Origin of the sequence: Pseudomonas sp. B3(2017), from assembly GCF_002113595.1 — a bacterium.
GTDB classification, from domain to species: domain Bacteria; phylum Pseudomonadota; class Gammaproteobacteria; order Pseudomonadales; family Pseudomonadaceae; genus Aquipseudomonas; species Aquipseudomonas ekonensis.
Map to the genome: position 1 here is coordinate 250,665 of NZ_NEIU01000009.1, position 24,770 is coordinate 275,434.

29 protein-coding genes and 2 pseudogenes are annotated in these 24,770 nt (G+C 64.2%); 19 read left to right on the forward strand and 12 right to left on the reverse strand.

Annotated elements, in window-relative coordinates; all coding sequences use genetic code 11:
• The first annotated feature begins 65 nt into the window (after positions 1 to 65).
• Genes CAG33_RS15850 through CAG33_RS15860 form a run of 3 tightly spaced genes read left to right on the forward strand, consistent with a single transcriptional unit; the run spans position 66 to position 1,446 of the window.
• Entirely contained in the window at positions 66 to 524 is a 459-nt protein-coding gene (locus CAG33_RS15850) for a GFA family protein (RefSeq protein ID WP_085639323.1), read from the forward strand.
• A 14-nt stretch (positions 525 to 538) separates the two neighbouring features.
• Positions 539 to 988 carry a GFA family protein gene (locus CAG33_RS15855; protein ID WP_085585556.1) on the forward strand — a complete coding sequence of 150 codons (450 nt, stop codon included), beginning with the start codon at positions 539 to 541 and terminating at the stop codon, positions 986 to 988.
• 53 nt (positions 989 to 1,041) lie between these two features.
• Positions 1,042 to 1,446 carry a DUF6632 domain-containing protein gene (locus CAG33_RS15860; RefSeq protein WP_085639326.1) on the forward strand — a complete coding sequence of 135 codons (405 nt, stop codon included), beginning with the start codon at positions 1,042 to 1,044 and terminating at the stop codon, positions 1,444 to 1,446.
• A gap of 8 nt (positions 1,447 to 1,454) precedes the next feature.
• Here CAG33_RS15860 and CAG33_RS15865 read toward each other — a convergent pair whose 3' ends face one another.
• Positions 1,455 to 2,093, reverse strand: a complete 639-nt coding sequence (locus CAG33_RS15865) for a hypothetical protein (RefSeq protein WP_085639329.1) — start codon at positions 2,091 to 2,093, stop codon at positions 1,455 to 1,457.
• A 319-nt stretch (positions 2,094 to 2,412) separates the two neighbouring features.
• Between CAG33_RS15865 and CAG33_RS15870 the strand changes: the two genes are divergently transcribed.
• On the forward strand, positions 2,413 to 2,790 hold the full coding sequence (locus CAG33_RS15870) for a cytochrome c (RefSeq protein ID WP_085639332.1): 378 nt from the start codon (positions 2,413 to 2,415) through the stop codon (positions 2,788 to 2,790).
• Between the two features lie 74 nt (positions 2,791 to 2,864).
• Here the strand turns inward: CAG33_RS15870 and CAG33_RS15875 are convergent, their stop codons facing one another.
• Both CAG33_RS15875 and CAG33_RS29060 read right to left on the reverse strand, forming a co-directional pair.
• Entirely contained in the window at positions 2,865 to 3,845 is a 981-nt protein-coding gene (locus CAG33_RS15875; RefSeq protein ID WP_085639335.1) for a GyrI-like domain-containing protein, read from the reverse strand.
• A 300-nt stretch (positions 3,846 to 4,145) separates the two neighbouring features.
• Positions 4,146 to 4,514, reverse strand: a pseudogene (locus tag CAG33_RS29060) (SMI1/KNR4 family protein).
• A gap of 414 nt (positions 4,515 to 4,928) precedes the next feature.
• Here CAG33_RS29060 and CAG33_RS15885 point away from each other — a divergent pair.
• The gene (locus CAG33_RS15885; RefSeq protein ID WP_085639338.1) at positions 4,929 to 5,429 is read left to right on the forward strand and encodes an N-acetyltransferase; all 501 of its coding nucleotides are present in this window, start codon (positions 4,929 to 4,931) and stop codon (positions 5,427 to 5,429) included.
• A 15-nt stretch (positions 5,430 to 5,444) separates the two neighbouring features.
• Here the strand turns inward: CAG33_RS15885 and CAG33_RS15890 are convergent.
• Together CAG33_RS15890 and CAG33_RS15895 are read right to left on the reverse strand one after the other, a co-directional pair.
• Positions 5,445 to 5,627, reverse strand: a pseudogene (locus CAG33_RS15890) (transposase domain-containing protein); the annotation flags it as partial.
• A 653-nt stretch (positions 5,628 to 6,280) separates the two neighbouring features.
• Entirely contained in the window at positions 6,281 to 6,742 is a 462-nt protein-coding gene (locus CAG33_RS15895) for an NUDIX hydrolase (protein WP_085639342.1), read from the reverse strand.
• Between the two features lie 179 nt (positions 6,743 to 6,921).
• Between CAG33_RS15895 and CAG33_RS15900 the strand changes: the two genes are divergently transcribed.
• Together CAG33_RS15900 and CAG33_RS15905 are read left to right on the forward strand one after the other, a co-directional pair.
• Positions 6,922 to 7,683, forward strand: a complete 762-nt coding sequence (locus tag CAG33_RS15900) for a leucine-rich repeat domain-containing protein (protein ID WP_256576741.1) — start codon at positions 6,922 to 6,924, stop codon at positions 7,681 to 7,683.
• A 155-nt stretch (positions 7,684 to 7,838) separates the two neighbouring features.
• Entirely contained in the window at positions 7,839 to 8,012 is a 174-nt protein-coding gene (locus CAG33_RS15905) for a DUF2986 domain-containing protein (protein WP_085585542.1), read from the forward strand.
• Positions 8,013 to 8,034: 22 nt separating this feature from the next.
• Here the strand turns inward: CAG33_RS15905 and CAG33_RS15910 are convergent, their stop codons facing one another.
• Positions 8,035 to 8,661, reverse strand: a complete 627-nt coding sequence (locus CAG33_RS15910) for a LysE family translocator (protein ID WP_085585540.1) — start codon at positions 8,659 to 8,661, stop codon at positions 8,035 to 8,037.
• A gap of 220 nt (positions 8,662 to 8,881) precedes the next feature.
• Here CAG33_RS15910 and CAG33_RS15915 point away from each other — a divergent pair, with 220 nt between their 5' ends.
• The 3 genes from CAG33_RS15915 to CAG33_RS15920 all read left to right on the forward strand — a co-directional run bounded on the left by CAG33_RS15915 (position 8,882) and on the right by CAG33_RS15920 (position 10,396).
• On the forward strand, positions 8,882 to 9,925 hold the full coding sequence (locus CAG33_RS15915) for an alpha/beta fold hydrolase (RefSeq protein WP_085639345.1): 1,044 nt from the start codon (positions 8,882 to 8,884) through the stop codon (positions 9,923 to 9,925).
• Positions 9,926 to 10,028: 103 nt separating this feature from the next.
• The gene (locus CAG33_RS28295) at positions 10,029 to 10,106 is read left to right on the forward strand and encodes a DUF2986 domain-containing protein (RefSeq protein ID WP_139831384.1); all 78 of its coding nucleotides are present in this window, start codon (positions 10,029 to 10,031) and stop codon (positions 10,104 to 10,106) included.
• Between the two features lie 2 nt (positions 10,107 to 10,108).
• Positions 10,109 to 10,396, forward strand: a complete 288-nt coding sequence (locus CAG33_RS15920) for a barstar family protein (protein ID WP_085585536.1) — start codon at positions 10,109 to 10,111, stop codon at positions 10,394 to 10,396.
• Between the two features lie 87 nt (positions 10,397 to 10,483).
• Here the strand turns inward: CAG33_RS15920 and CAG33_RS15925 are convergent, their stop codons facing one another.
• From CAG33_RS15925 to CAG33_RS15945, 5 genes are all read right to left on the reverse strand, one after another.
• Entirely contained in the window at positions 10,484 to 10,846 is a 363-nt protein-coding gene (locus CAG33_RS15925) for a DUF6124 family protein (protein WP_085585534.1), read from the reverse strand.
• A gap of 416 nt (positions 10,847 to 11,262) precedes the next feature.
• Positions 11,263 to 12,183 carry a universal stress protein gene (locus tag CAG33_RS15930; RefSeq protein ID WP_085639348.1) on the reverse strand — a complete coding sequence of 307 codons (921 nt, stop codon included), beginning with the start codon at positions 12,181 to 12,183 and terminating at the stop codon, positions 11,263 to 11,265.
• Positions 12,184 to 12,220: 37 nt separating this feature from the next.
• Entirely contained in the window at positions 12,221 to 13,105 is an 885-nt protein-coding gene (locus CAG33_RS15935; RefSeq protein WP_085632844.1) for a universal stress protein, read from the reverse strand.
• A 41-nt stretch (positions 13,106 to 13,146) separates the two neighbouring features.
• On the reverse strand, positions 13,147 to 14,088 hold the full coding sequence (locus tag CAG33_RS15940) for a universal stress protein (protein WP_085585528.1): 942 nt from the start codon (positions 14,086 to 14,088) through the stop codon (positions 13,147 to 13,149).
• 177 nt (positions 14,089 to 14,265) lie between these two features.
• Positions 14,266 to 15,504, reverse strand: coding sequence for a DUF4010 domain-containing protein (locus CAG33_RS15945; protein ID WP_085632842.1), 1,239 nt, complete (start codon positions 15,502 to 15,504; stop codon positions 14,266 to 14,268).
• A gap of 219 nt (positions 15,505 to 15,723) precedes the next feature.
• Here CAG33_RS15945 and CAG33_RS15950 point away from each other — a divergent pair, with 219 nt between their 5' ends.
• A complete protein-coding gene (locus CAG33_RS15950; RefSeq protein ID WP_085585524.1) occupies positions 15,724 to 16,644 on the forward strand; it encodes a universal stress protein in 921 nt (306 codons plus the stop codon).
• A gap of 15 nt (positions 16,645 to 16,659) precedes the next feature.
• Here the strand turns inward: CAG33_RS15950 and CAG33_RS15955 are convergent, their stop codons facing one another.
• Positions 16,660 to 17,211: a cytochrome b gene (locus CAG33_RS15955; protein WP_085639351.1), complete on the reverse strand. Its 552-nt coding sequence runs from the start codon at positions 17,209 to 17,211 to the stop codon at positions 16,660 to 16,662.
• A 187-nt stretch (positions 17,212 to 17,398) separates the two neighbouring features.
• On the opposite strand from CAG33_RS15955, the gene CAG33_RS15960 reads away from it, so the two are divergent.
• From CAG33_RS15960 to CAG33_RS15995, 8 genes are all read left to right on the forward strand, one after another.
• Positions 17,399 to 18,076, forward strand: a complete 678-nt coding sequence (locus CAG33_RS15960) for a thermostable hemolysin (RefSeq protein ID WP_085585520.1) — start codon at positions 17,399 to 17,401, stop codon at positions 18,074 to 18,076.
• Positions 18,066 to 19,547: an AMP-binding protein gene (locus tag CAG33_RS15965; protein ID WP_085639354.1), complete on the forward strand. Its 1,482-nt coding sequence runs from the start codon at positions 18,066 to 18,068 to the stop codon at positions 19,545 to 19,547. The genes CAG33_RS15960 and CAG33_RS15965 overlap by 11 nt, the downstream gene beginning before the upstream one ends.
• Positions 19,544 to 20,218 carry a TenA family transcriptional regulator gene (locus CAG33_RS15970; RefSeq protein ID WP_085585516.1) on the forward strand — a complete coding sequence of 225 codons (675 nt, stop codon included), beginning with the start codon at positions 19,544 to 19,546 and terminating at the stop codon, positions 20,216 to 20,218. The genes CAG33_RS15965 and CAG33_RS15970 overlap by 4 nt, the downstream gene beginning before the upstream one ends.
• Positions 20,205 to 21,014: an SDR family oxidoreductase gene (locus CAG33_RS15975; protein ID WP_085585514.1), complete on the forward strand. Its 810-nt coding sequence runs from the start codon at positions 20,205 to 20,207 to the stop codon at positions 21,012 to 21,014. Before CAG33_RS15970 ends, CAG33_RS15975 begins: the two co-directional genes overlap by 14 nt.
• The gene (locus CAG33_RS15980) at positions 21,011 to 21,655 is read left to right on the forward strand and encodes a tetratricopeptide repeat protein (protein WP_085585512.1); all 645 of its coding nucleotides are present in this window, start codon (positions 21,011 to 21,013) and stop codon (positions 21,653 to 21,655) included. The genes CAG33_RS15975 and CAG33_RS15980 overlap by 4 nt, the downstream gene beginning before the upstream one ends.
• Positions 21,656 to 21,664: 9 nt before the next feature.
• Complete coding sequence (locus tag CAG33_RS15985) at positions 21,665 to 22,327, forward strand: response regulator (protein ID WP_085585510.1); 663 nt, start codon at positions 21,665 to 21,667, stop codon at positions 22,325 to 22,327.
• A complete protein-coding gene (locus CAG33_RS15990) occupies positions 22,324 to 23,694 on the forward strand; it encodes an ATP-binding protein (protein WP_085632837.1) in 1,371 nt (456 codons plus the stop codon). The genes CAG33_RS15985 and CAG33_RS15990 overlap by 4 nt, the downstream gene beginning before the upstream one ends.
• Before the next feature lie 164 nt (positions 23,695 to 23,858).
• A complete protein-coding gene (locus CAG33_RS15995; RefSeq protein ID WP_085585506.1) occupies positions 23,859 to 24,602 on the forward strand; it encodes a helix-turn-helix transcriptional regulator in 744 nt (247 codons plus the stop codon).
• The last annotated feature ends 168 nt before the right edge of the window (positions 24,603 to 24,770 follow it).

The following is a 24,770-nucleotide window of genomic DNA, read 5'->3' on the forward strand; positions in this document are numbered from 1 at the left end:
ATCAATCCCAAACGCGCGCATGCTGTACCCGCCCCCTCAAATCGCACTGACACGAGACCTGATCCATGACACTTGCCGGTGGATGCCGCTGCGGCGCCGTCACTTACCGCTCCACGACCGACCTGCCGCTGGCGGTCTACGCCTGCCATTGCCAGCACTGCCAGGCCTGGAGCGGCAGCAGCTTCGCGCTGCACGCCTTGCTGCCCGCCGACGCCTTCACCGTCGACGGCCCCACCCGCGAATACGCCTACGAAGACCAAGGCGTAATCTCACACCATCACCTGTGCGCGACCTGCCACACGCGGATCTACAACACCACCTCCGCCGCACCGGGCCTTTGGGTGCTGCGCGCCGGCACCCTCCATGAACGCACCGCCCTGAGCCCCGTGGCGCACATCTGGGTCAAGCACAAACAGCCGTGGCTGAACCTGCCCGCCGGCATCCCGGCCTGGCCCGAAAGCCCCACTCCCGAAGCGTTCGCCGCCGCGTTGAGCGCTTCCGGCCAACCGTCCTCCAACCCCTGAAAGGAGCATTGCCCATGACCGATCCCACCCCCTGCGCCACCGGCAGTTGCCGTTGCGGGCAAGTGACCTTCCAGGCGTCAGGCCGGCCGGTCATGACCAGCGCCTGCCACTGCACCGGCTGCCAGAAAATGTCCGCCAGCGCGTTCTCCCTCACCGCCCTGTTCCCCGCCGAACGCTTTGCCGTCACCCAAGGCACCCCGGTCATCGGCGGCCTCCACGGCCCGACCCGCCACTACTTCTGCCCGCACTGCCTGACCTGGCTGTTCACCCGCCCTGCGCAGAACGAGGCCTTTGTCGGCGTGCGCAGCAGCCTGCTGAACCGGCCGCAGGACTATGCGCCGTTCATGGAGACCTGGGTGTCGGAGAAGCTGCCGTGGGCGGGTACGGGGGCCTCCGTCAGTTTTGAGGGGTTTCCGGAGGTGGGGGAATATGCGGGGTTGATGGAGCGGTTTTTGCGGGGGTGAGGTGGACTATGCTTGGAGTTCATTGAGCGTCAGGCCCGAAGAGGGAGCCCGCCATGACCGCAATCGATTGCCTCAAGTACTTACGCGTCGTGCTGGTGTTGGCAGGCCTCGCGTGCCTTGCCCTCTACCCGCTCATGGTGTTCTGGCCGTCCGGTTGGGCCTGGCACACCGGTCACTCGGACTACCCGATGATGATCGTCGGCCTCTACGCCACGCTTGGCGTGTTCCTGATCCTGGCCGCGCGTGACCCGTTGGCCCACTTGAGCCTGATCGGGTTCACCGTGTGGTCCAGCGCCGTGCACGCAGGCATCATGACCGTCCAGGCGCTTACCCAGTCTGGGCAAATGGGGCACCTGGCAGGTGACGTGCCGGCACTGTTCATCGTGGCGGTGGCCTTGGCCGTTTTGACACGGCGCGCGCGGTCGGTCGCTCGGCCCAGGACAGGCAACGGGGCCTGAGAGCAGGATCAAACCAGGAGCGGTGTGGCTGCCGTCACCCGATTCTTATAGATATGCAGATCAAGCCCCACGGATGCCCACCCACGGCTCAGATACCCGCCCGACAGGTACGTGGCAGAGTCCCGGATATAGCCATTGGGATCCATCAACTGGGTATCGCTGATGTGCACGACGAAGTGGCCATTGTAGAAATCGAAGCTGAAGAAAGGCACCGTCCACGATTTGCTGATCAGGCTGATGATCAGATAGTCATCGCCCAGCACGCCGCCCGGCATCGCGCAGGTGCAGCCGCACGACCAGTTGACGCTGCTGCACGTCTGCAGCCCCATGCGCAGCCCGGCGTACCAGGGGCGCACGGACCAATTGGTGATGATCTCGGTGGGTGCATAAATGCTGACGGTGGGCTCATGCGTTTTCAGGTAGGTGGCGATGTTGGCGGGGGTGCTGCCCAGGAAGTTAGTGCAATCGACCGTACGGGTATAGGTCATTGCGTGCGTGACTTCCGCGTCCACATCGGCGCTGACCCCGTCCGCCACCCCTTCCGTCAAACCCAAATCCCTCAGCCAATGCAGCACATACACGGCACAGGCAGCCCCGCAAAACGGGCCGTTGCCTTGGTTAATCGGGTCGGTCAGAACGAATGGCATGACTCGAATCTCTCCCTGAAAAATGCTGGCGGATCCCGCCTCTACTCCCTGAAAACGCGCAACGACACCCGGTGTCCCAGACACTCTAGTGCAAGCGTACTTGGCGGATTTTGGACTTTTTAGACCAAGTCAACATGAGCAATACGATGGTTATAGCCATTGTGGATTCACGGTCTTTAACTCCATTTCCAGACCCTGCACAATCCCCGGGCTCTGTGCGACAGGACGTCCTCATGCAACGGATTGCGATCTCACTGATCCGCCAGTAAACGTGACAGCGACTGCGCCAACGCATCCCCATCACTTTCGATAGATAAAAATGAAAAGAACGCTCATCGCGCTGCTGGCAAGTTCGATACTCCCCCAAACAACGCCCGCTTTCGCCGACACCCTCAACGGCAAGAACCTCTATGCCCAGCGATGCGCCGTGTGCCACGGGCCGGACATCAAAGGCACCGGGCCGCTGGCCAAGCGAAGCAACCCTCCGACACCGGATCTGACGACACCTGCCTTCAAGAAGCGGCTCAACGAGTACCCGGGCGTTATCGTGTCTTCGGTCATTCTTCGCCCCAACGGCGACTTGATTCCAAGGACCCTGCGGGAGAACGGCGTGAAGATTCCGCCCCATGCCTGGAGCGTGAATGACTTTCGCGATTTGCATGAGTACATGACTGGCGTCATTTCAAAGGCGAAGTAGCCTAAGGCTTTGTCGATCCCCAGCGTCCATAAGAAGGGGAAATGGGCCGTTTTGCTTGCCCATTCCCTATTGCGTTACAGCGCTCGCACCGGAATGCAGATGTCGCAGCTGAATTCACCGGTCCGGACGTCAAATGCGGTGGCCGCTTCAAACCTCTCAAAGCAAGGCCGATCGTCGCATTGCAGTCCGCTGGACGGCATCCACTCGCGCGTCAGCCATGTCCAGGCGTTCGCCAATCCCTCGGTTTTCCCTTTGAACCCCGCCACGGCATAACGGCCACCCGGCAGGACTTGAGTATCCACCTGGCCGCCGGCCACGAAATGCGCGGGCACTTCGACGCAAGCGTCATAGCGGCACTTGTCGGCCGGCGTGATCGAGGGGTCGTCATAACCGATGCCGTAGCACGTTTGGTCACTGAGGCCATTGGAGTGCATCCACGGCGCAATGGCCGCTCTCCAGAATTCGCCGATGGCCGGACCGTACGGGCCGATAAAACGTTGATACGCGACTCGCGCTTTTGGTAGATCAATGATGCGTACTTCCATGGCGATGGCTTCCAGTGGCCGATAAGAGCCGCCAGATTCACCGAACGCGCCCTCGCCTGCCTGATGGCGATTGCCGAAGACCTGATCAGGATTGCTCTCTTGGCCGCCGGGTGACTGCCCGATCGCGGCCGCCTGAGCCTTGAGCCGCTGAGGCGTGGTGTCGCGCCAGGCCGATGGCGTGCAGCCGAACTTGAGCTTGAACGCCCGCGCAAACGCTTCGCCCGACTGGAAGCCGGTGGCCAACGCGGTTTCAAGCACGGTCTCATGGCTGCCGCAGGCCAACCGTAACGCCGCCTTCTCGAGTCGTCGCCGCTGCGCATAGCTGCCAAGCGTCTCTCCCATCCAGGCGGCGAAAATCCGATGGAAATGAAAACGCGAGAAATTGGCGATGTCGGCCAGATGCGCACCATCCAGAGGTTGATCGATGTGGGCATCGATGTAGTTGAGCACACGGTTGATCCGTCGCGCGTACTCAGCGCGGGAGGCTTGGGCGGAGGGTTTGGTGGTCATGTTGGGTAGTCTGAAGGTTACCGTTCATGGGGGTGTTGAGCTGTTGAGGTTCTGCGACAACCGTAGCTCGTTTTATCGACGTAGGATTGAGTATTCGCGACTGGCGAGTTTTGCTTGTTGCCGCCGTCAGCTGTGGGTCGAAGGCGGCCTCATTTTCCATGGCGGCTATCGGCCAATAGCAGTCGTTCGCGGCCGGCTGCTTACGACCCATAGCTGCCGGTCAGCATCGGCGGAAATTGGCTGAATTTTGATATCTAGACGAGGCTATTGTGTCCGCTTTCGGTTTTTTTCATGGTTGTATTAATTGCGCTCTACACAGACCTGCTGAAACCACGCCGAAAAATTCGGCCACCTTTCATTCCTCGCGCCATTGTAAGACCAAAAACTTACCTCACCGGTTTTGTGAGACGCAGAAGTAGTCGCCATTGCCCTCAACGAAAGGGAGCCAGTCCTTTGGTACACCGCTATGGTTCCATGCTGACTCGGCAATTTGAAATATGTCGACATCGCTGCTCCCAGGAAGAATAACAGCGGGTTCAAAATAGGCATTCGCCACGTTACTTCCCCCCTTTAAAAACTCGACATAGGCGGGAGGAAAATGGAAGTAAGGTTACGTTCTGCTTCTGCGATATCTGCGTCTTCAAGGACACGGAACGGATCGCTAATCACAAACGAGTCACCTTACGCTAGGATTAATGAGCAAACTGTTTGGTTCCGTCAGCGGAACCTGGCTATCGAAGGATTAAAAACTTATACCCCAGCGAGGCCGGGACACGGAGTTATCAGGAGGGGCGCAGTCCCAATAATCAAGTCTGGTCGCGGCCTGCTGCATGGCTAGAATTGTCTAGGTGAGTTCACCTTACGTATACCACTGGACAGCTCTGCTACCACTCGGCCGACGGACAAATCTGTGTGATAATAGCTCTGCGCGGGTGATCGCATGCGGTTGGACGATATGCTTCTTAGAATATTGATATGAGATCAAGATTTGAATCCGGAATATATACACCCACCCCCTAAATTCAGTGCTGCTGCGTGGGTCTATTGAACAGACGCATTACAAACCAGTTGGAGTTGTAAAAAATGACAGAAGAGCGCAAGGAGAAAGATATTTTTCTTTATCGCCCCATGCGAGATAACGAATATAATTCATGGGAAATTCTGTCTGTAGATGATTATGCTCAGGATTTAATGGCTAGCCATCTCTACAGTCAAACCAAAGCGAGATCAGAGGCTTTCAGAACCTATAGAGTCGCATTGCCGCAAGGAATGAACACGAAGAACAACCATTTTCGAGTTTACGAAACTGGGGGGCAGGTGGCTGGATACATTTGGTTCAGTGTTGATAATGACTCAGCGTTTCTGTCAGATATAATTTTACTTCCTGAGTTTCAGGGTAAAGGTATAGGGAAGAGTTTTATTTGTGAGCTTGTAAATGAACTAGGCGCTCTAAAAATCAGTGAGCTAGAGCTCAGAGTGTCTCCTGACAATCATCGTGCTATGAATTTATACAGAAAGTTAGGTTTTCGAATCACTGGCTTTGACATGAGTCTCTTATTGGATACAGAAGCACCGTGTGGATAATTAGCTAACTTTCAATCAGCTGATGATTGGTAAGTGGATAGGCAACATGCCTTGCACAAGACAGGCAAGCGTCCCCTGATGCGGTAGCAAGTACCCGATCTCACTGGCCCGCTGTGTCGGCAGTCGTGTCAGCACATCTTTGAGATAGGCATACGGATCATGCCTATTCATGCGCGCCGATTGGATCAGCGCCTCGACCATCTACAGCGCCATTGCAAATCCGGCGGCACAATCGCTGGCACCCCACAGACCGTGGGCACTGTCGGTCTAATGGATGCGCGCCAGGCGTAGAAGATGGCTGCCGTGAGTCCAGCTGGCCGGGAGATGGTGGACCAACACGGGTCGGCGTGATTGCCGGGCGAGCAAGAAAAGGCTCCCGCACAGGAGCCAGGTGTGGGAGCAGATTGAGCATAGGGCGGAAGTCAATGTAACGGTGGTGAAAGACCGTAATCGGCCAGTAGTATCAAGCTTTAAAAGCTTCCTGCACGCTGTCTGATTCGAGAATGCTCAAGAGGTGGTGTCGATCAAGCCTCTTGTCGAATCACCGGCGGCTCAGTCAGCATCCTCGTTCATGAATGATTGGGCTATGGACGATACGTCCTGGTCGCCATGCCCCATTGATTGCGCGTGCTGAGCCACTTGGCACACAGCGTCGAAGACCGGGGTACGGCGATCACACGCAGCGGAGAACGAAGCGGCAAGGGGCCTGTGCTTCGAGACTTAGGTATCCACGCGGCTTTGAAAATGGCGGTGAATGTCTGCTCTTGGCTGTGGATTCAACCGGCCGACGCAACCGCCGGCACGATCAGTACCCTGCGTGACAGCCAGGAAGCGATTGATGTCTGCCGCCGTCAACAGTCAGGCAACCCGTCCCCCGCCCCTATCAACATCTGCACCAGATTCTCCGGCCACACCGTTTCCTGCGTAGTGTTCAACGCCTGAACCGACCACCAACGATGCTCAGCCATGACCTTCTTCTCATGCTCGGTCCATTCCGCACGGCAGAGGTCGTTGTCCGGAACATGCACGACAAAGTACTGCTCGACCGCCAACACAGGTTCTCCGCTCGGCAACAGCAGCGACACTCTGCGCTCCGCCACGGGGCCGGCCACTTCGTTGACGTGAATGCCTGTTTCCTCACGCAGCTCACGGATGGCCGCGGCGTGAAACGTCTCGCCCTGCTCCAGGCCGCCGCCCGGCGTCGCCCAGTGGCTGGTGCCGGCCAAGGCATCGTCGTGGTGGCAGAACTTGAACAGCAGGACTTCCAGAGAAGGGTTGATGACCAATAGCCGGGCTGCCTTGCGCTCTCGCATCTGTTCGTTCCCTGAGTGAAAAGGCGCGCAGGTTAAGGGTGACTCCGGGCAACGGCAAGGCACAAACTTCACCCGTCGCGCCAGTGCCGGCAACCGACCCCGTGCGCTCGCTGGACAGGTGCGCTTGCGGCCGATAGCCTCCCCGCCTGATACCTCGCCTCACGGACCGACTGCGGAGAATGCAAAACATGATGTTGAGACTGGATCAGCCGTTCTCCGAACAAGAGCTTGCGCAAGCCGATGAGCTGCAGCTTTACAACGTTTCAGACAAAACATGGCCCATCGTGCTGTCCAACTGCAACGCGGTCGAACTTCAACTCCACCTCCTGAAGCTGACATCACTTGAGGGAATCGCCGGGTTAACGAACACGCGGCGATTGAAGTTGGAACGGGCGAAGAAAATTGAAACGCTGGCGCCTGTCTTCCAAATGAAAGGCCTGACGCACCTCACCGTCGAAGAGTGCCTGGGACTGCATCGGCTCGACGGGATCGAAGCCTTGAGCGAACTGACTGAACTGCGCCTGACCGGCACCTTGTGGGGCGGCTCGACACCGCTGCGCCTAGACACCCTCGAACCGCTGTTACGCCTTCCCAGGCTCAACAAGCTGTCGCTGGCGAACCTGAAGCTGGGCGACGACGATATCACTGGCCTTGCCCGCTGCACCCACCTTCGCCATTTGAGCTTGACCAATCAGTTTGATCACACTCAGGTCGCCTTTCTCGCCAGCCGGCTGAACGGGCAACTACTCGAACCTTTGAAGGCCTACGTCACAACACATATCGGTTGCGCGACGTGCAATGGCCCGACGGCCATGTTCACGGGGCGGAGAATGCCTTTCCTTTGCTCGGCCTGCGATGCTCCGAGGTTTCAGAAGCTGACCCGTCAATTCGAACAGATGGTGATCGATGCATCGCTCCCGGCGATGTCGCAATCTGTATAGGGCAAGATCTTTTGGGGCTGCACCCGACAGAACCGGCCCGCCAACGGCAAGCCTTTGCGGCGACCGGACGCAAACGCATTTGAAGGTTACCGGGCGATTTGATGAAATGGCCGCGCGGTTGTGCGAAGCAGCCGTCGTCTGATGAGAGTGGAAAAATGAACCGTCGCAAAAAGATCAATCAACTGCTCAAGGCCCACGCGAAAAAGGCCAGCGCCAAACTGGCGCCCAAGAGCAAGCCCAAGTACATCTGCAAGGCGGACCGGTTGAAGATGGCGGCCGAGGCCAGTCAGGCGTCGGCCGAGGCTGCGCAGGACGCCGCGCCGGTTTGACCGTTTGGGGCGGTTCGCTGCGCTAGCGCTGCTGCAAGGCGATCTTGACCCCCAGCCCGACAAACAGCGTCCCGATGATTTTCCCTTCCCAGCGCCGCAGCTTCGAAAGGCCTTTGATGCACCGGCTCAACGGGCGGATGCTGACGGAGATCAGGCTGGTGTAGATCGCGCTGAGCCCTGAGAAGATCAGGCCCAGCACGGCGAACTGGCTCAACGACGAGCCCGATTCCGGGTGAATGAACTGCGGCAGGAACGCGAGGAAGAAAATCGCGGTTTTCGGGTTCAGCACTTCGGCGCCGACGGCCTGGAAATAGGCCTGCCCCGGGGTCACGGCAGGCAGTTTGGCCTGTGCGGCAGCGCCCGGCTTGGCCAGAAAGGCGCACACGCCCAGGTAGATCAGGTAGCAGGCGCCGACGATCTTCACCACATTGAAGGCCAGCGCCGACGTCATGAGAATGGCCGACAGCCCCAGCGCCGCGCTCAGCGTATGCACCAGGTCGCCGGAGGCGACGCCCAGCCCGGTGGCGATCCCCACTTTGCGTCCGCCCTGCAGGGTGCGCGTGATGACCAACAGCACGGCAGGGCCGGGAATCAAGAACAGGCCGATCACCACGGCCACGTACGTCACGATAGATGCCGGATCGAACATCGCGTATCCCCCTCAAGGCAGTTCAGCGCCACAGTTATCCTGATCTGGCCGCCGAAAGCAACCGGGGCCTTTCTCCCCGTGCGCGCCGACGTGAAAACAGGCTTAATGCCCAGGCAACTGAATGGCACCCGCATCGGGTTTCGACCACGGACGAAGGCAGGCGCGCCCAACGGCGGCCCCGGTTGTTCGTGCTCTTTTCTGCTCAAGGACGATAACGACATTGAAAACAGCTTTCGGCGCCCTGTTCCTGACATGCGCGACAGCCCTCGCACTGGCTGACGAGACCCCGGTCGGCTTCCATGCTTCGACACTGCCGGACACGGGCAACGGGCGTGCCGTGGAAATGGTCGTCTGGTATCCCGGCGCGACGGCCGCCGCAACGCAACTGATCGGCGATGACGTGGTGTTCATCGGCGCACCCGCCGTGCGCGACGCGCCGCCCGCTGCCGGCGAGCATCCCTTGGTCGTGCTGTCCCACGGGTTCAGGGGCAACTGGAACAACCAGACTTGGCTGGCCAGTGCCTTGGCCCACCGAGGTTACATCGTCGCCGCCGTCAACCACCCCGGCACCACCACCCACGACCGTAGCCCTGAGGCCGCGGCGCAGTTGTGGCAACGTCCCGTCGACATCAGCCGGGCCATCGAGGCCGTCACCGCCCAGCCTGAGAGGTTCGGAGCGGTGGCCGAGCGCCGGATCGCGGTCATGGGCCACTCGTTGGGCGGCTGGACAGCGCTCGAGATCGCCGGTGCCCGATTCGATCCGGAGCGTTTCGCCGATGACTGCAAAGCCCACCCGAAGTTGGCCAGTTGCACCGTTTACCGGCAGATGAACCCCGCAAGCACCGCAGAATCCAGAACCGCCCAGGGCGCCGACTGGCGCGATAAACGCGTCACGGCGGTGGTCACCTTGGACCTGGGCCTGGCACGGGGGCTGACCGATGCGAGCCTTGCGGCGCTGCCGGTGCCCACGTTGGTGATCGCCGCCGGCGTGCCGTCGCCGGAGCTGCCCGCACAGCTGGAGTCCGCCCACTTGGCCAAGCGTTTGCCCCCGGCCTCAAGCGCTTACGTCGAAATCAGCGACGCCAGTCACTTCAGCTTCCTTTCGCGGTGCAAACCCGGCGCGCAGGCATTGCTCGAAGAAGACTCGCCCGGCGACGGCGTCATTTGCCGGGATGGCGACAACGGCCGCCCGCGTGAGGCGATCCAGCAGCAGGTGACTTCGCTGATCACCGAGTTTCTGGCCCAGACGCTCTCTGGCCGATGACCGGCGCAATCCACCGTCGCAAGCCCCGCCCAGCATCACCAGTTGCGCGATGCCGACGGCGGTCTTGCGGTGAGATGGATGACCTCTAGAGAGACCTGAAACGATGAACCGCCGGAAAAAGATCAATCAACTGCTGAAGGCTCACGCCAAAAAGGCCAGCGAACAGCCTTCGAGACAATGACGATGTCCCGCTTATCGCTCGTGAAAATTGACTTGAGTGAAGTCAGAAGTTCCGCCGAACTGCATGCCATCCTGAGAGATGCACTTCAGTTCCCTGGCTGGTACGGCTGCAACTGGGACGCTTTCTGGGATGCCATTACAGGGCTCGTTGAAATGCCCCGGCACTTGCATCTTTTAGGGTGGAACATTCTGTCGGGGCGCTTGCCGGAAGAGGCAAGGCTCCTGCAGAAATGCCTCGCACACATGAAAACCGAATACCCGGAATTCGCGCCGGATGTTGAGTTCCTGTAGTTGGTTTTCCGGCCGACACTCAACAACCGGCCTGCAAATACTCACTCTGCGGCCAGCCCTCATCGGCCCGCCGCAGAGGTTTTGCCCTTACGTCTTGGGCTCGACGTTATCCAGCGCCTGATTCACCGCCACCTCCCCCAGCATCACCAGTTGCGCGATGCCGACGGCGGTCTTGCGGTGGATGGGCTCCAGCACGGCGGCGAAGTTGTTGAGCATGGCGCCGGCCGAGCCCAGGGATTCGCTGGCGTTGGCCAGCAGGGATTCGGTGTCGTAGACCGGGTTGGCCAGGTACATCGGTTCGGGCGCCTGACGGTGGCCCAACAGGGGGGACGGAGGGTTGAGGTAGTGGTCGAGGGCGCGTTCGGCGGCTTCGTTGAGTTTTCGCGAATCGGCGGATTCGTACGGGGATGCCGGATCGGTGACGGGTGGATTCGGTGTTGGCTTGAACATAGATGAATCTCCAGAGTGAAAAATGGAGCCATCAGCTTCGCTACCAAACGAAGGGTGGTGGCCATACGCAGGTTGGTAGACCGGTCACCTGGATACCCGGCGCGTCCGAAAACGCCCTACGCATGGCCACCATAAAACAGAGGACGAAAAGTCCCTGCATACGGCTTTTGCGATGCGACAGGTAAGCCGGGCTACCAAACCCGATCACTGTTCTTCAGTGACCCGAAAACGATAAGACCCGCCCCCCAGACGCACAAGCCGGCGGATTCTGGCGCAGGCGTAGGCAACGGCGCAAGGCGTCGTAGCCTTGGGGAAGTAACCGTGGGTGTCTTTAAACACCACGACTTAAACACCACTGGCGTCGGCCCTCTCCCCTGCCCTGCGCGTCGGCCGGGTCGAACCTGCACGGGCCGCGCTCAGTCCTCCCACGAGGCGGGCTTGACCACGACCAGGCTGCACGGCGCACGGTTCAGCACGCTTTCGGCGGTGCGGCCGAGCAAGCGCCCCACGATCCCGCGATACGCCGAACCCAACACCAACATGTCGAAGGCGCCTTGGCGGGCGAACCGGACGATGACCTCGTCGGGAATGCCCGTCAGCAGGTGCCGACACGCCGGGGCGATGCCGTAACGCTCGGCCAGGGTCGCGAACGCCTCTTCCTGGGCGTCGTTGATCGCCTCGCTCAGGCGCGGGTCGAGGCAAGCGGTCGGCCTGCTCAAGGGAGCGCCGTCCGTCACCGCCCAGCGCGTCACGTTCAGCACGTGCAGCGAGGCGCCGCAGCGCTCGGCGAGCGTCGCGGCCACGTCCAGTATCCGGTCGTTCAGACCTTGGGTGAGTTCTTCGAGGTGGGACAGGTCGACCGCCGCCAGAATCTTCTGCGGCGCGGGGTGGACGGCGTCGGTGACCAGGTGCAGGGGCGCCGGGCACTCGCGCATCAGTTGCCAGTCCGCCGGGCGATGGAAGGCCCGGCCCAGCGCCACGACATAGCGGGCGTCCTTGATCACCAGGTCGGGATGGAAATCGTTCACGTAGTCCAGCAGGTGCGCCGGGCTCGCCTTGGACCAGACCACTTCGGTGGTCACCTGCAGGCCCGCGCACTGCTGGAACCGCGCCTGCTGTTCCAGCCAGTGGCGGTGCACCTGCAGATAGCCTTCCCGCGCCTGGGCCATGGCTTCGTGATCCAGCAGGCCGGCCACGGCCAGCACCCGGACGTAATCGAACGCGACAATGTGCAGCAGCGCGCCGCTTGCGCAGGCCAGGGCCCGCGCCCGTTCGAAGGCCGGGGTGCGCACCGTTTCGCGGGGCGCGATCAACAGAATCCGCTTGAGCTTGACCATCGCACGCTCCCGGAGGGCCGTGGCCGGCGCTGCGTGTTCACACCGCCAAGACGCAGCAAGGCACCTGGTAGAGGATGTGCTCGGTGGTGCTGCCCAGCAGTTTGCTCAGGCCGCGGGACTGCACCCTGCCCATCACGATGACGTCGACGTGGCGCTCTTCGGCGAACTGGCTCAGCACGTTGACCGGCTGCCCGTCGATGAAGTGACGGCACTCGGACGGCACGCCGAAACGGCTGGCCAGGTGCAGAAAGGCCTTTTGCATGTCGTCGCGCATGGCCCGCGTGAGGTCGGCCAGGGGGAAGCCGCCCATGTCCGCCAGGTAGGCCGCCGACAGGTCGCAGGCGCTCACCAGGTGCAGCTCCGCGTCGCACTGGATGGCCAGGGCGTTGGCCTGGCGAATGATCCGTTCGTTCAGTTCGCTGTCGGCGGACTCGCTGTCCGAGACCTCGACCGCCGCCACCACTTTGCGCGGCAGCACGTAGCCGTTGCCGCCCACCAGGTAGATCGGCACGGGGCAATGGCGCAGCAGGTGCCAGTCCAGCGGGGTGAAGAACGCGCGCTTGAGGGACGAGACCTGCTCGATTTCCTTGATCAGCAAATCGGGCCGGTACTCGGCGACGTGCTGGAGGATGTCGCGCTCGATGTCCTGCGCCCAGACCACCTGCGACGTCACCTCGATCCGGCGGCTGCGCAGGTTGTCCACCTGAGCGTCGAGCATCTGCCGGTGCTCCTGCAGGAAGCTCTCCCGCGCCTGCGCGCGGTTGCCCTCTTCGAGCAGCGACAGCCCCTTGAGCGACGGCATCAGCGCCAGGATGTGCAGGCCGGCGCCGCTGGCCTTGGCCAGCGCTGCGGCATGGTTCAGCGCCGACGACTGGCGCAGGAGCGGGTTAGTGATCAATAGCAACCGTTGATACTGGCTCATGCCAATCTCCCTTCAGGTGGGTGAAACCCACGTCTGTCCCCTCAATCGGCAATGCCGGCGGCATCGCCCGTTCGTGTCTCACCCGCGGCATGCCCCACCGCCAGCAGGCTGCCCGGCACCGAGTAGAGCGCCCGTTCGGTGTTGCTGCCCAGCCACCGGTCAAGGCCGGTGCGGTGCACGGTGCCCATCACCACCACATCGGCCAGGTACTGTTCGACGAACTCGCTGATGACCGGCACCGGCAGGCCCATCACGAAATGCCGGCGTTCGGGCGGCACGCCATGGCGCTCCGCCAGGTCAATGAAGGCCCGGTGCATGGATTCGCGAAGGGACTCGACGAAGTCCGCGCCCCAGCCGCTGACCAACGGCGCATCGCCGTTGAACGCCGGCGTCAGGTCGTAGGCATACAGCAGGTGCAGCGGCGCGTCGCATTGGATCGCCAAGGCGCTGGCGGAGCGGATGATGGTGTCGTTCAGGCCGCTGGCCATGCCGGCGGGGTCGAACGGGTCGACCGCCGCCACGACACGGTGCGGCAGGCTGTAGCGGATCTGGTTGACCAGGTGCACGGGCACCGGGCATTCGCGCAGCAGGTGGCAGTCCAGCGGCGTGACGAACACCCGCTTGAGCAACGGCTCCAGGGTCACGTCCTTGATCAGCAGGTCGGGCTGCAGATCCTGCACGCAGCGCAGGATGTCCAATTGCGGGTGGGTGGTGAACACCACCTCCACCGTCACGTCCAGGCCCAGCCCCGACAGTTGCTCCAACTGATCGGCGACCCAGCGGCGGTGATGGCGCAGGTAGCGCTGGTATTCGGCCTCGTCGATCTTGTCTTCCCACAGGTGAACGACCGGTGCGGGCTCCGCGAACACCCGCACGTCCAACGCGGCCCCGCTCGCCCCCGCCAATGCCACGGCACGTGACATGGCCGGGGACGGATGCAGGGTCCGGTCAGCGATCAGCAGCAAACGCCGGTATCGTTCCATTTCACGCCTCCGCAAGACAATTTCAGGCCTTCAGCTTGGCCTCGGGGGCTGCGCACCCGTTTGATTTACGTCAACCGGGCGCCATGCGCGGCCCGCCCTCGTCGGGCTTGCGTCTGCAGCATGGGCCTGTGCGCCGGGCGCGCGTTGATCTTTGTCAGCCCTTGGGCGAATCGCCGCTCAATGCACCAGCAGACCGGCCCACATGGCCAGAGTCAGCAGGAGCTGTCCGGGGATGACATACGCGGCGTACCGCCGCCCGCCGCTGACCCAGGCCACCAGGCATTTGCTCAGGGCGTTGCTGGTCAGGGCCAGCAGCACCGGCGTCGCGACGGCGCTGTAGGCCAGCAGCCCGCCCTTGGCCAGCGAGGCGATGGAGGCTGTCGATGAATGGGCATCGGCGAACCCGCCGAGCAGCGCCGTCACCCTCACGCCCGCCTCGCCGAAGCGGTCGAGCATCAGCGACGACAGGAACGTCACCCCGGCCATGGTCAAGGCGACCGCCAGCGCGAGCTTGAGGTTGAACGCCCCGCCGACCTTGACCGGCTGCCCGGCGTTGGCCGCCGGCCGCAGGAACAGCAAACCGAGACTGAACAGCAACGCGGCGCCGAACCCGGCCAGCAGCGGGTTGCGCAGGTACGGCAGCAGCGCCGTGTCGACCGTGCCGAGGATCAGCGCGATCTGGGTCACCGTCGCCAGGTTCGACACGATGGCGGCTGCGCTCAACACTTTGAGGTTGTCCGGCTCCTGGCGGGCGATGTGCCCCATGGCGGCGACGGTCATGGTGCCGGAGGCGAAACCGGACGCGATGGCGCTGACGACGTAGCCGTAGCGCACCCCCAGCGTGCGCACGGCGATGTGCCCGACGGCGCCGACGCCCATCAGCAGCACGGTCAACGTGCACAGCGTGCGCAGGTTGAGCGCCGAGTACGGGCCGAGGTAGCGGTCGGGCGTGAGGGGCAGCACCACCAGTGCGGCGATCAGCAGCACCAGGCCGTCGCGCATCTCCGCGTCGCTCAACTGGCTGCGGGCGAAGTGGTGCAGCCGGCGCCGGTAAGCCAACAGCCCGGCCATCACCACGCCGATGGCGACCGCCAGTTCCGGCGCGGTGCCGCACAGCGCGCCCAGCAGGGCCACGGTGATCAAGGCCACTTCGCTGGTCACGCCGGGATCGCGGCTCAGGCTGCGCCAATAGGCCACGCTGACCAGCACGGCCAGGCAGCCGCCGACGACGCCCACCAGCGGCGGGCCGCCCACCTGCATCGCGACGTAACCGAGCAACGCGGCGATGGCGAACGTGCGCAGCCCGGCGCAGGCGCGGCTGTCGCCCCGCCCCTTGTGCCGCTCGCGCTCCAGGCCGATGAGCAATCCGATCCCCAGCGCGGCGGCGGCGCCCGCCAGTTCCAGCGCGGCATTCATGAGCCTGTCCCCCGAGCGTCTCGCACCCCGCCCAGACTGCGCCGCCGGGCCTTGGCGGCACTTGATAATGATCAACAATCCATGACGCGGGCCACGTCCGACCGCCCGTCGGCGGCACGCGGGCCCGTCGCCGGTTGTTGATAAAGGTCAAGCCCCCCGCCACCGCCGGTCGCACCCTGTAGGCATCGATCCCAAACGCCTCGCCACAGGAGTTTCGTCATGTCCGAGCCCTCGCGTTTCATGCTGGTCGCCTCACCGCTGATGGAAAACAGCCCCGCGTTCGACCGCGCCGCGGCGTTGGCCAAGGCGTCGGACGCGGCCCTGCACATCGTGGCCTTCGATTATCTGGAGGGGCTGGCCACCGCCGGGATGGTCAATGAACAGGCGCTGGAACAGATGCGCATCGGCTACACCGAGCGCCATCGCCAGTGGCTCGAAGAGCAGGCGCGGCCCCTGCGCAAGATCGGGGTGCCGGTCACCACCGAAGTGGTGTGGGTGGAGCGGCCGCTGCAGGAAATCCTCATCCACCTCAGGGAGCAGCCCATGGCGGCGCTGATCAAGGCCCTGGAGCCGGAATCGTTCCTGTCGCGCCTGATGTTCACCCCGCTGGACATCCACCTGCTGCGCGAATGCCCGGTGCCGCTGCATTTCGTCAGCCACGTCGGGCACGCCCTGCCGCGCAGGATCCTGGCGGCGGTGGATCCGTTCCACCGTGAGGGCCAGTACGCCGACCTCAACGACAGCATCCTGCGCGAGGCCGTGAAGCTGGCGAGCATCTGCAACGCCGAGCTCGATGTGATCTACGCCCATGACCTGTCGTCGATCAGCGCCGATGAGTTCGGCTTCGACAATGCCTCGGCGTTCTTCTCCTCCAGCGCCGCCAAATCGCTGTTCGACGCCCAGGCCGACGCCTTCCGAGACATGGCCGAACGCAACGGCATCGCGCCGGAACGCCGGCACATGGTGATGGGCAACCCGGCCAAGGTGCTGTGCAGCTACGCGGCCGGGTATGACATCGACATGATCGTCATGGGCCGGGTCGGCCACCATGGCGCGGGCCGGTTGGTCGGCAGCACGGTGGAACACCTGCTGTACAAGATACCGTGCAGCGTCTGGGTGATCGCACCGCAGACGCTCTGAGCCCGGCGCGCTGCGTCAGCTGCGGTCACGCCCGCCGAGCATGCGGTCGAGGGTGTCGTCGCCCACCCAATAGTGGTGGAACAGCCCGGCGGCCGCATGCAGGCCGATCAGCCAGTAGCCGGCGCTGCCCAGCAGTTCGTGCCAATGCTTGAGCTGCTTGGCCAGGTCCGGATCCACGGCCACCGGTGCCGGCAGGTGAAAGCCGAAATAGGGGAACGGCTTGTCGCCGGCGGCGAGCATCAGCCACGCCAGCACCGGGGTGGCGATCATCAGCACGTACAGCGCCAGGTGCATGAGGTGCGACACGCCGGTCTGCCAGGCCGGCGGCGCGGGGGTGATCGGCGGGCGCGGGGTCAGGCGCCCGAACAGGCGCAGCCACACCAGCACGAAGATGCTGGCGCCGAACACGCCGTGCAGGCCCATCAGCAAGCCCCGCGCTTCGCTGCCGCGGTGCATGAAGCCTTTGAGTTCGACGCAGGCGTACACCCCGACGAACAGCGCCAGCATGAGCCAGTGCAAGGTGATCGACAGTTTTCCGTAACGGTTGACGCCAGTGTCGCGGGCCATGGGGGGAACCTCCTGATTGTGTGGGCGACTCGATCCGGTTGCCGGCGAACCGACGGCGACACCCTGCCCGCGAAGTCTTAAGCCAATCTGAAGATGGCCGCCCGGCCCTCGCTTTTCTCACCTTCAGACTTCGTTAAGAAATGGCTCGGATACTGTCCCCGAACCCATTGAGGGAGGCGCCCGCCCCATGCCCGGCTCCGACTGGAATATCCCCCTGCCCCTGCACTTCGGTCAGGCCGAGACACCGCAGATGCGCCTGTCGGGCGCCCTGCCCGACGAGCCTTTGCGCGAGACGTTCGAAGCGTTCATCCAACAGCGTTTCCGAAAGGCCCACGGCGCCGACATCCGCCATTTCATGCCGCAGCTGTTCGGCATGCACGACGGCGCCGGTGAGCTGTGCGCGGTAGCCGGCGTGCGCCGCGCCCATCTTGAACCGCTGTTCCTGGAGCGTTACCTGGACGAACCGATCGAGCCGCTGATCAGCGCCGCAGCCGACCGCACGGTGATGCGCACCGCCATCGTCGAAGTCGGCAACCTCGCCGCCAGCGACACCGGCAGCGCCCGCATGAGCATCATCGCCATCACCTACCTGCTGGCCATGGGCGGCCTGGAATGGGTGACCTTCACCGGCAACGTCGGCCTGGTCAACAGCTTCCACCGCCTCGGGCTCAAACCGGTGACGCTGTGCGCCGCCGACCCGCAACGCCTGGGCGACGACCGTCACCAGTGGGGCAGCTACTACGAAAGCAAGCCTTGGGTGCACGTCGGCAATATCCGCGCCGGCTTCATCCATTTGCGCAACATCGGACTGTTCAGCCGGCTGGGATTGCCGACCTCCCTCGAAGGAGCCTGCCATGTCGCTTGAACGGCAACGATTCCAGGAAACCCTGCGCGAACACGCCGGGCGCAACGACAACGCCCTGGCGCTGTGGGGCGACACCCTGAAAATCAACTACACGACGCTGTACGCCGAGGTGATGTACCGCCAGCAACGTCTGCGCGATGAGCAGGTGAAGGTGGTCGCCCTGGCCCTGGACAACGGGGTCGAGGCGATGCTCTGGGACTTGGCGGTGCTGTTCGAAGGCCTGGCCTGCGTGACCCTGCCGCCGTTCTTCAGCCCGGCGCAAAGGGCCCACTGTCTGGCGCAAAGCCAGGCCGAACGGGTGATCGCCGAGCCGGAACTGGCCGCGGAACTGCTCGCCGCCGGCTACATCCCAAACGGTGAGTTCTGGTGCCGTTCGTTCGACGGCCCCGGCCGCCTGCCCGCCGGCACCGCCAAGCTGACCTTTACCTCCGGCACGTCCGGCACCCCCAAAGGTGTGTGCCTGAGCGCCGACAGCCTGCTGCGGGTGGCGCGGGAACTGGAACAAGCCAGCGCCCCCACGGCGCCGCGCCATCACCTGACCCTGCTGCCGCTGGCGATCCTGCTGGAAAACCTCGGCAGCTACGCCGCGCTGTACGCCGGCGCGACGCTGAGCCTGCCGAGCCAGCAGACCTTGGGCATCCGCGGCGCCAGCGGCGTCGACCTGCCGGCGCTGCTCGGCTGCCTGGCCGGCCGGGCGCCCGAGAGCCTGATCCTGGTGCCGCAGTTGCTGTTGCTGCTGGTCAGCGCCGCCGAACAGAAAGCCTTCAATCCGCAATCGCTGCGCTTTGCCGCCGTCGGCGGCGCGCGGGTCTCTCAGGACCTGCTGTACCGGGCGCAACGGGTCGGCCTGCCGGTCTACGAAGGCTACGGCCTGTCCGAATGCGCCTCGGTGGTCTGCCTCAACCGGCCCGGCGCACGGCGGCCGGGCAGCGTCGGCCAGCCCCTGCCCCACGTCGAGGTGCGGCTGGCCGAGGACGGCGAGGTGCTGATCAAGGGCTCGACCCTGCTCGGCTACCTGGGCGAACCGCCGCACAGCGGCGAGTGGTGGCCCAGCGGCGACCTCGGCGAGTTCGACCCGGAAGGCTTTCTCTACCTCAAGGGCCGCAAGAAGCATCAGTTCATCACCAGTTTCGGCCGCAACGTCAATCCGGAGTGGGTCGAGTCGGAGCTGACCCAACGCCAGCACATCGCCCAGGCCTTCGTGTACGGCGAGGCCTTGGCGCACAACCATGCCCTGCTCTGGCCGCACCGCCCGGACTGCACCGACGAACAACTGGCGGCCGCCGTCGCCGCCGCCAACGAGGCGTTGCCCGACTACGCCCAGGTGCACCGCTGGACGCGCCTGACACAACCCTTCACACCGGCCAACGGCCTGCTCACCGCCAACGGCCGCCCGCGCCGCGACGCGATCGTCGCGCAGTACCGCGGCCTGCTCACCGAACCTGCCCTTTCCGAGGACTCCGCATCATGAGTTTTTTCGACACCCTGCAAGAAGCCACGCAGCAGGAACGCCACGCGCTGTTCAACCTGCCGGTCATCGTCGACGCGCTGCAAGGCCAGGTCACCCTGGAGAGCTACCGGGCGTTCCTCGCCCAGGCCTACTACCACGTCCGCCACACCGTGCCGCTGATGATGGCGTGCGGCGCGCGCCTGCCGGCACGCCTGGAATGGCTGCGCAAGGCGGTGTGCGAATACATCGAAGACGAGTACGGCCACGAGCAATGGGTGCTCGATGACATTGCCGCGTGCGGCGGCGACCGCGATGCGGTGCGCGACGGGCAGCCGTCGCTGCCCATCGAGCTGATGGTCAGCTTCCTCTACGACCTGATCGCCCGGGGCAACCCGGTGGGCCTGTTCGGCATGGTCAACGTGCTGGAAGGCACCAGCATCGCCCTGGCGACCCATGCGGCGGGCAGCATCCGCGAACGCCTGGCGCTGCCGGAGACGGCGTTCAGCTACCTCAGCTCCCACGGCTCGCTCGACGTCGAGCACATGCAGACCTACCGCCGACTGATGAACCGGCTGGACGATCCGGCCGACCAGGCAGCGGTGATCCACGCCTCGAAAGTCGTCTACCGGCTCTACGCCGACATGTTCCGCGGCTTGCCCCGCGGCGGGGAGGCCGATCATGCAGCTGCGTGATGCCCGCGTGGTGCTGACCGGCGCCAGCGGCGGCATCGGCCTGGCCATCACCGACGCCCTGTGCCGGGCCGGGGCCCGGGTGCTGGCCGTCGCCCGCCACCACGAGGCCCTGGCGCCCTTGCTCCAGCGCTACCCCGATACGCTGTCCTGGGTCGCCGCCGACCTGACGTTCCTGAGCGACCGCCGCAAGGTGCTGGTCGCCGCCGAAGCCATCGGCGGCGTCAACCTGCTGATCAACGCCGCCGGGGTCAATCACTTCGCCATGCTGGAGCAGCTCGACGACAGCGAGATCCACACGATGATGGCGGTGAACATCACGGCGCCGATCTGCCTGACCAAACTGTTGGTGCCGCTGCTCAAGCAGGCCGACAGCGCCATGGTGGTCAACGTCGGTTCGACCTACGGCTCGATCGGCTACCCCGGCTACGCCAGCTACTGCGCCACCAAATTCGCGTTGCGCGGCTTTTCCGAGGCGTTGCGCCGCGAGCTGGCCGACACCCGGATCAACGTCCTCTATGTCGCACCCCGCGCCACCCGGACGGCAATGAACAGCCCCGCCGCCCAAGCCTTGAACGATGCGCTCAAGGCCAGCGTCGACGCGCCCCAGGCCGTCGCGTCGGCCGTGCTCCACGCCATCGCCGGCGACCGCCGCGACCTGTATCTGGGCTGGCCCGAGCGCTTCTTCGTGCGCCTGAACAGCCTGCTGCCCAACCTGGTGGACCGCGGCCTGCGCAAGCAATTGCCGCTGATCCGTCACCTGAGCGAAAAAACCGAGAACGAGACGCCAAAACCATGAAAAGACTCTTCGCGTGCCTGCTATTGACCGTACTCGGCCAGAGCGCCTGGGCGCTGGACGCCGCCGATCAGCAACGCCTGAGCGCCATCCAGCAGGGCTGGGCGCACATCCAATACGAGACGCCGGAAAAGCAACGCGCCGCCGCCTTCGAACAGCTGGCCGCCCAAGCGACGGCCTTCACCGCCGAACGCCCCGCCGTCGCCGAGGCCTGGATCTGGAAAGGCATCGTCACCAGCAGTTGGGCCGGCGCCCAGGGCGGGCTCGGCGCCTTGGGCAAGGCCAAGGACGCCAAGGCCGACCTGGAAAAATCCCTGACCCTGGATCCCAAGGCGCTGCAAGGCTCGGCCTACACCAGCCTCGCCGCGCTGTACGACCGGGTGCCGGGCTGGCCGATCGGCTTCGGCGACAGCGACAAGGCCGAGCAACTGCTCAAGCAGGCCCTGCAGCTCAACCCCGACGGCATCGACAGCCTGTACTTTTGGGGCGATCACCTCTACCGTCAGAAACGCTACGCTGAAGCCAGGGCCGCGCTGCTGAAGGCCCAGCAGGCGGCGCCCCGTCCGGGCCGTGAAAGCGCGGACAGCGGCCGCCGCAAGGAAATCGCCGCGCTGCTGGCGGACGTCAACAAGAAACTCGACTGAGGAACCGGTGTGCGCCTACTGCTGATCGAAGACGACGAGGCCCTCGGCGAGGGCATCCACCAGGCGCTGAGCCGCGAAGGCTATACGGTCGACTGGATCAAGGACGGCAGCAGCGCCTTGCACGCCTTGCTCACCGAGACCTTCGACCTGGCGGTGCTGGATCTGGGCCTGCCGCGCATGGACGGCCTGGAGGTGCTGCGCCGCCTGCGCGGCGGCGGCTCGAACCTGCCGGTGCTCATCCTCACCGCCCGCGACGCCACCGAAGACCGGATCGCCGGGCTGGACGCCGGCGCCGACGACTATCTGATCAAGCCCTTCGACCTGGCCGAGCTCAAGGCCCGCCTGCGCGCCCTGCTGCGGCGCAGCGCCGGCCGGGCGCAGATGCTGATCGAGCATGCCGGCATCAGCCTCAACCCCGGCACCCAGCAAGTCACTTATCTGGGCGAACCGGTGGTGCTCACGCCCAAGGAATACCAACTGCTGCACGAACTGCTGTCGCCGCCGGGCCGGGTCATGACCCGCGACCACCTCACGCAACTGCTCTACGGCTGGAACGAGGAAGCCGAAAGCAACACCCTGGAAGTGCACATCCACCACCTGCGCAAGAAGTTCTCCACCGACCTGATCCGCACCATCCGAGGCGTCGGCTACCTGGTGGAGGAACGCCGTTGACCTCGATCCGACGCCGTACCCTGACCCTCATCATCGGCCTGATGCTGTTCGGGCTGACGGTGCTCAGCGTGTTCAACCTGCACGACAGCAACCACGAGATCGCCGAGATCTACGACGCGCAACTGGCGCAGAACGCCCGCCTGCTGCAAGGGGTGATGCGCATGCCGCTGGCGGAGCGGGAGCAGACCGACCTCTACCGCGCCTTCAACACGGCGCTGGCCGAGGCGGTGCCCCGGGGCGACGGCCACCCCTACGAACGCAAGTTGGCCTTTCAGGTGTGGAACAGCAAAGGCGAGGTGCTGGTGCACACCGCCAGCGCACCGTCGTTCACCGCGCCGCCGAGCGATCCCGGCTTCAGCGATGTGGTGGACCTGAAGGAACACCGCTGGCGGGCCTTCATCCTGGAGGATAAGCAGAACGGTCTGCGCATCTGGGTGGGCGAGCGCGGCGACGTGCGCGCCGACCTGGTCGACCGCATCGTCCGCCACACCCTGGGGCCGAACGTGATCGGCAGCCTGATCCTGGCCGCGATGATCTGGCTGGCCATCGGCTGGGGCCTCAAGCCGCTGGCGAACATGGCCGCCACCCTGCGCGCCCGCGACAGCGGCTCCTTCGAACCGCTGCAACTGACGCCGTTGCCCAGCGAGCTGGAACCGATGCAAGCCGCCCTGAACCGGATGCTCGCGCAACTCCAGGAAGTGCTGGGCCGGGAGCGGCGGTTCATCGCCGACGCCGCCCATGAGATGCGCACGCCGTTGGCGGTGCTGCGCGTGCATGCGCAAAACCTGCTGGAGGCCGGCACCGAACAGGAGCGGCGCGAGTCCCTGGCGTTCCTGATCGCCGGCGTGGACCGCACCAGCCGTCTGGTCAACCAACTGCTGACCATGGCCCGCCTCGACCCCAAGGCCAACGCGCCGGCCCTGCAGCGCATCGACCTCAGCGAAACCGTGCGCAGCACTCTGGTGCAGCTCACCCCCTGGTTGCTGAGCAAGCACCTGGAACTGGCCTTCGACGCCGACGACCGGCCCTTGCGGGTGCGGGCCGACGCGGCCGCCATCGACATCGCCCTGAACAACCTGATCACCAACGCGGCCAACTTCTCGCCGGAAAACGGCGTGATCAGCGTGCGGCTGGCCCTGTCCGACGGCTTCTGCCACTTGAGCGTCGAGGACCAGGGGCCGGGAATCGACGAAGCGGACCGCGAGCGTCTGTTCGAACGGTTCTACAGCCGCGGCAACGCCCAAGGCGCCGGATTGGGCCTGACCATCGTCAACGCCATCGCCACGCGCCTGGGCGGGCGCATCGAGCTGGCCAACCTGCCTGGACGCGGCCTGCGGGCGACGCTGTCCATCCCGGTGCGCGAATGAACGGCGGCCCTTGCGCGGTTATTAGCTAATAGCCCCTTCATTAAACCGTCTCTGAATCGTTGTATTAGGATAGGATCCAATCTCCGACGCGCAGCCATTAGCCACGGAGTTGGCATCCGGTGTGTCGGAAACGAGTACCCCATAGCCACTCATGGATGAACCATATGAACTCACATCTGTTCCCCCACATCGGCAAGGTCATTGCCAGCACCGGCAGCCGCCACTTTCCGCGGATGCTGCATGACCTGATCCGCACGCAACTGGCGGTGGATGCCATGCACATCCGGCAGATGCGCGTCGAGCCGGTGGGCCGTTCGGCGGCCCGCAACGAGCCGGAAGCGGTGAAGAACCCCGCCCTGCTGGCCGAGACGGTGTTCTCCGAGCTGAGCACGGTCGCCCCGGCCGACCGGGCGGCCGAATGCGGGCCCGCCACCATCTCCGACGCGTCGCAGCTGCACCTGACCCGGCGCAAGGACGGCTACCGTTATGTGATCTCGGTGTACCGCTGCCCGTCGCAGCGTTTTTCCGCCCAGGAGCGCAGCCTGCTGCAGGACATCTCGCCGGTGCTGCTGCCGATGGTGGAGAAACACATCACCGCCCTGCAGCCGCCCGCCGAACACCTGCACCCTTCGCCCGAAATCGTCCAGCAAGGCCTGGACACCCTGCGCCAACGCTTCCACGACCGCGTGCGGCTTCAGGGCCTGCGCCTGTCCAACCGGGAAACGGAGGTGTGCGTCGGCCTGCTCGCCGGGCGCACGGCGCCGGAGCTGGCCGAGCAACTGCAACTGAAGGTCAACACCGTGGAGAGCTACCTCAAGCGCGCGGCGATCAAGCTGGGCATCAGCGGCCGGCACTCGCTGATGCGCTGGATGTACTCGCCGGAGGAGCGCGCCATCGACGCCGCGTGAGCGGCACGACCGCCGGGGAGCCAGGATGCGCTCCCCGGCGGTCGTGCTCATGCCGGCGCCTCGGCTTGAGCCGCCAATTCTGCTTCGCGCTGGACGATGGCGGCTGCAAGCGCCGGGGAGCGTTGGGCCCATTGCTCGGGGGGCAGGGGTTTTGACCATTCGAGGATG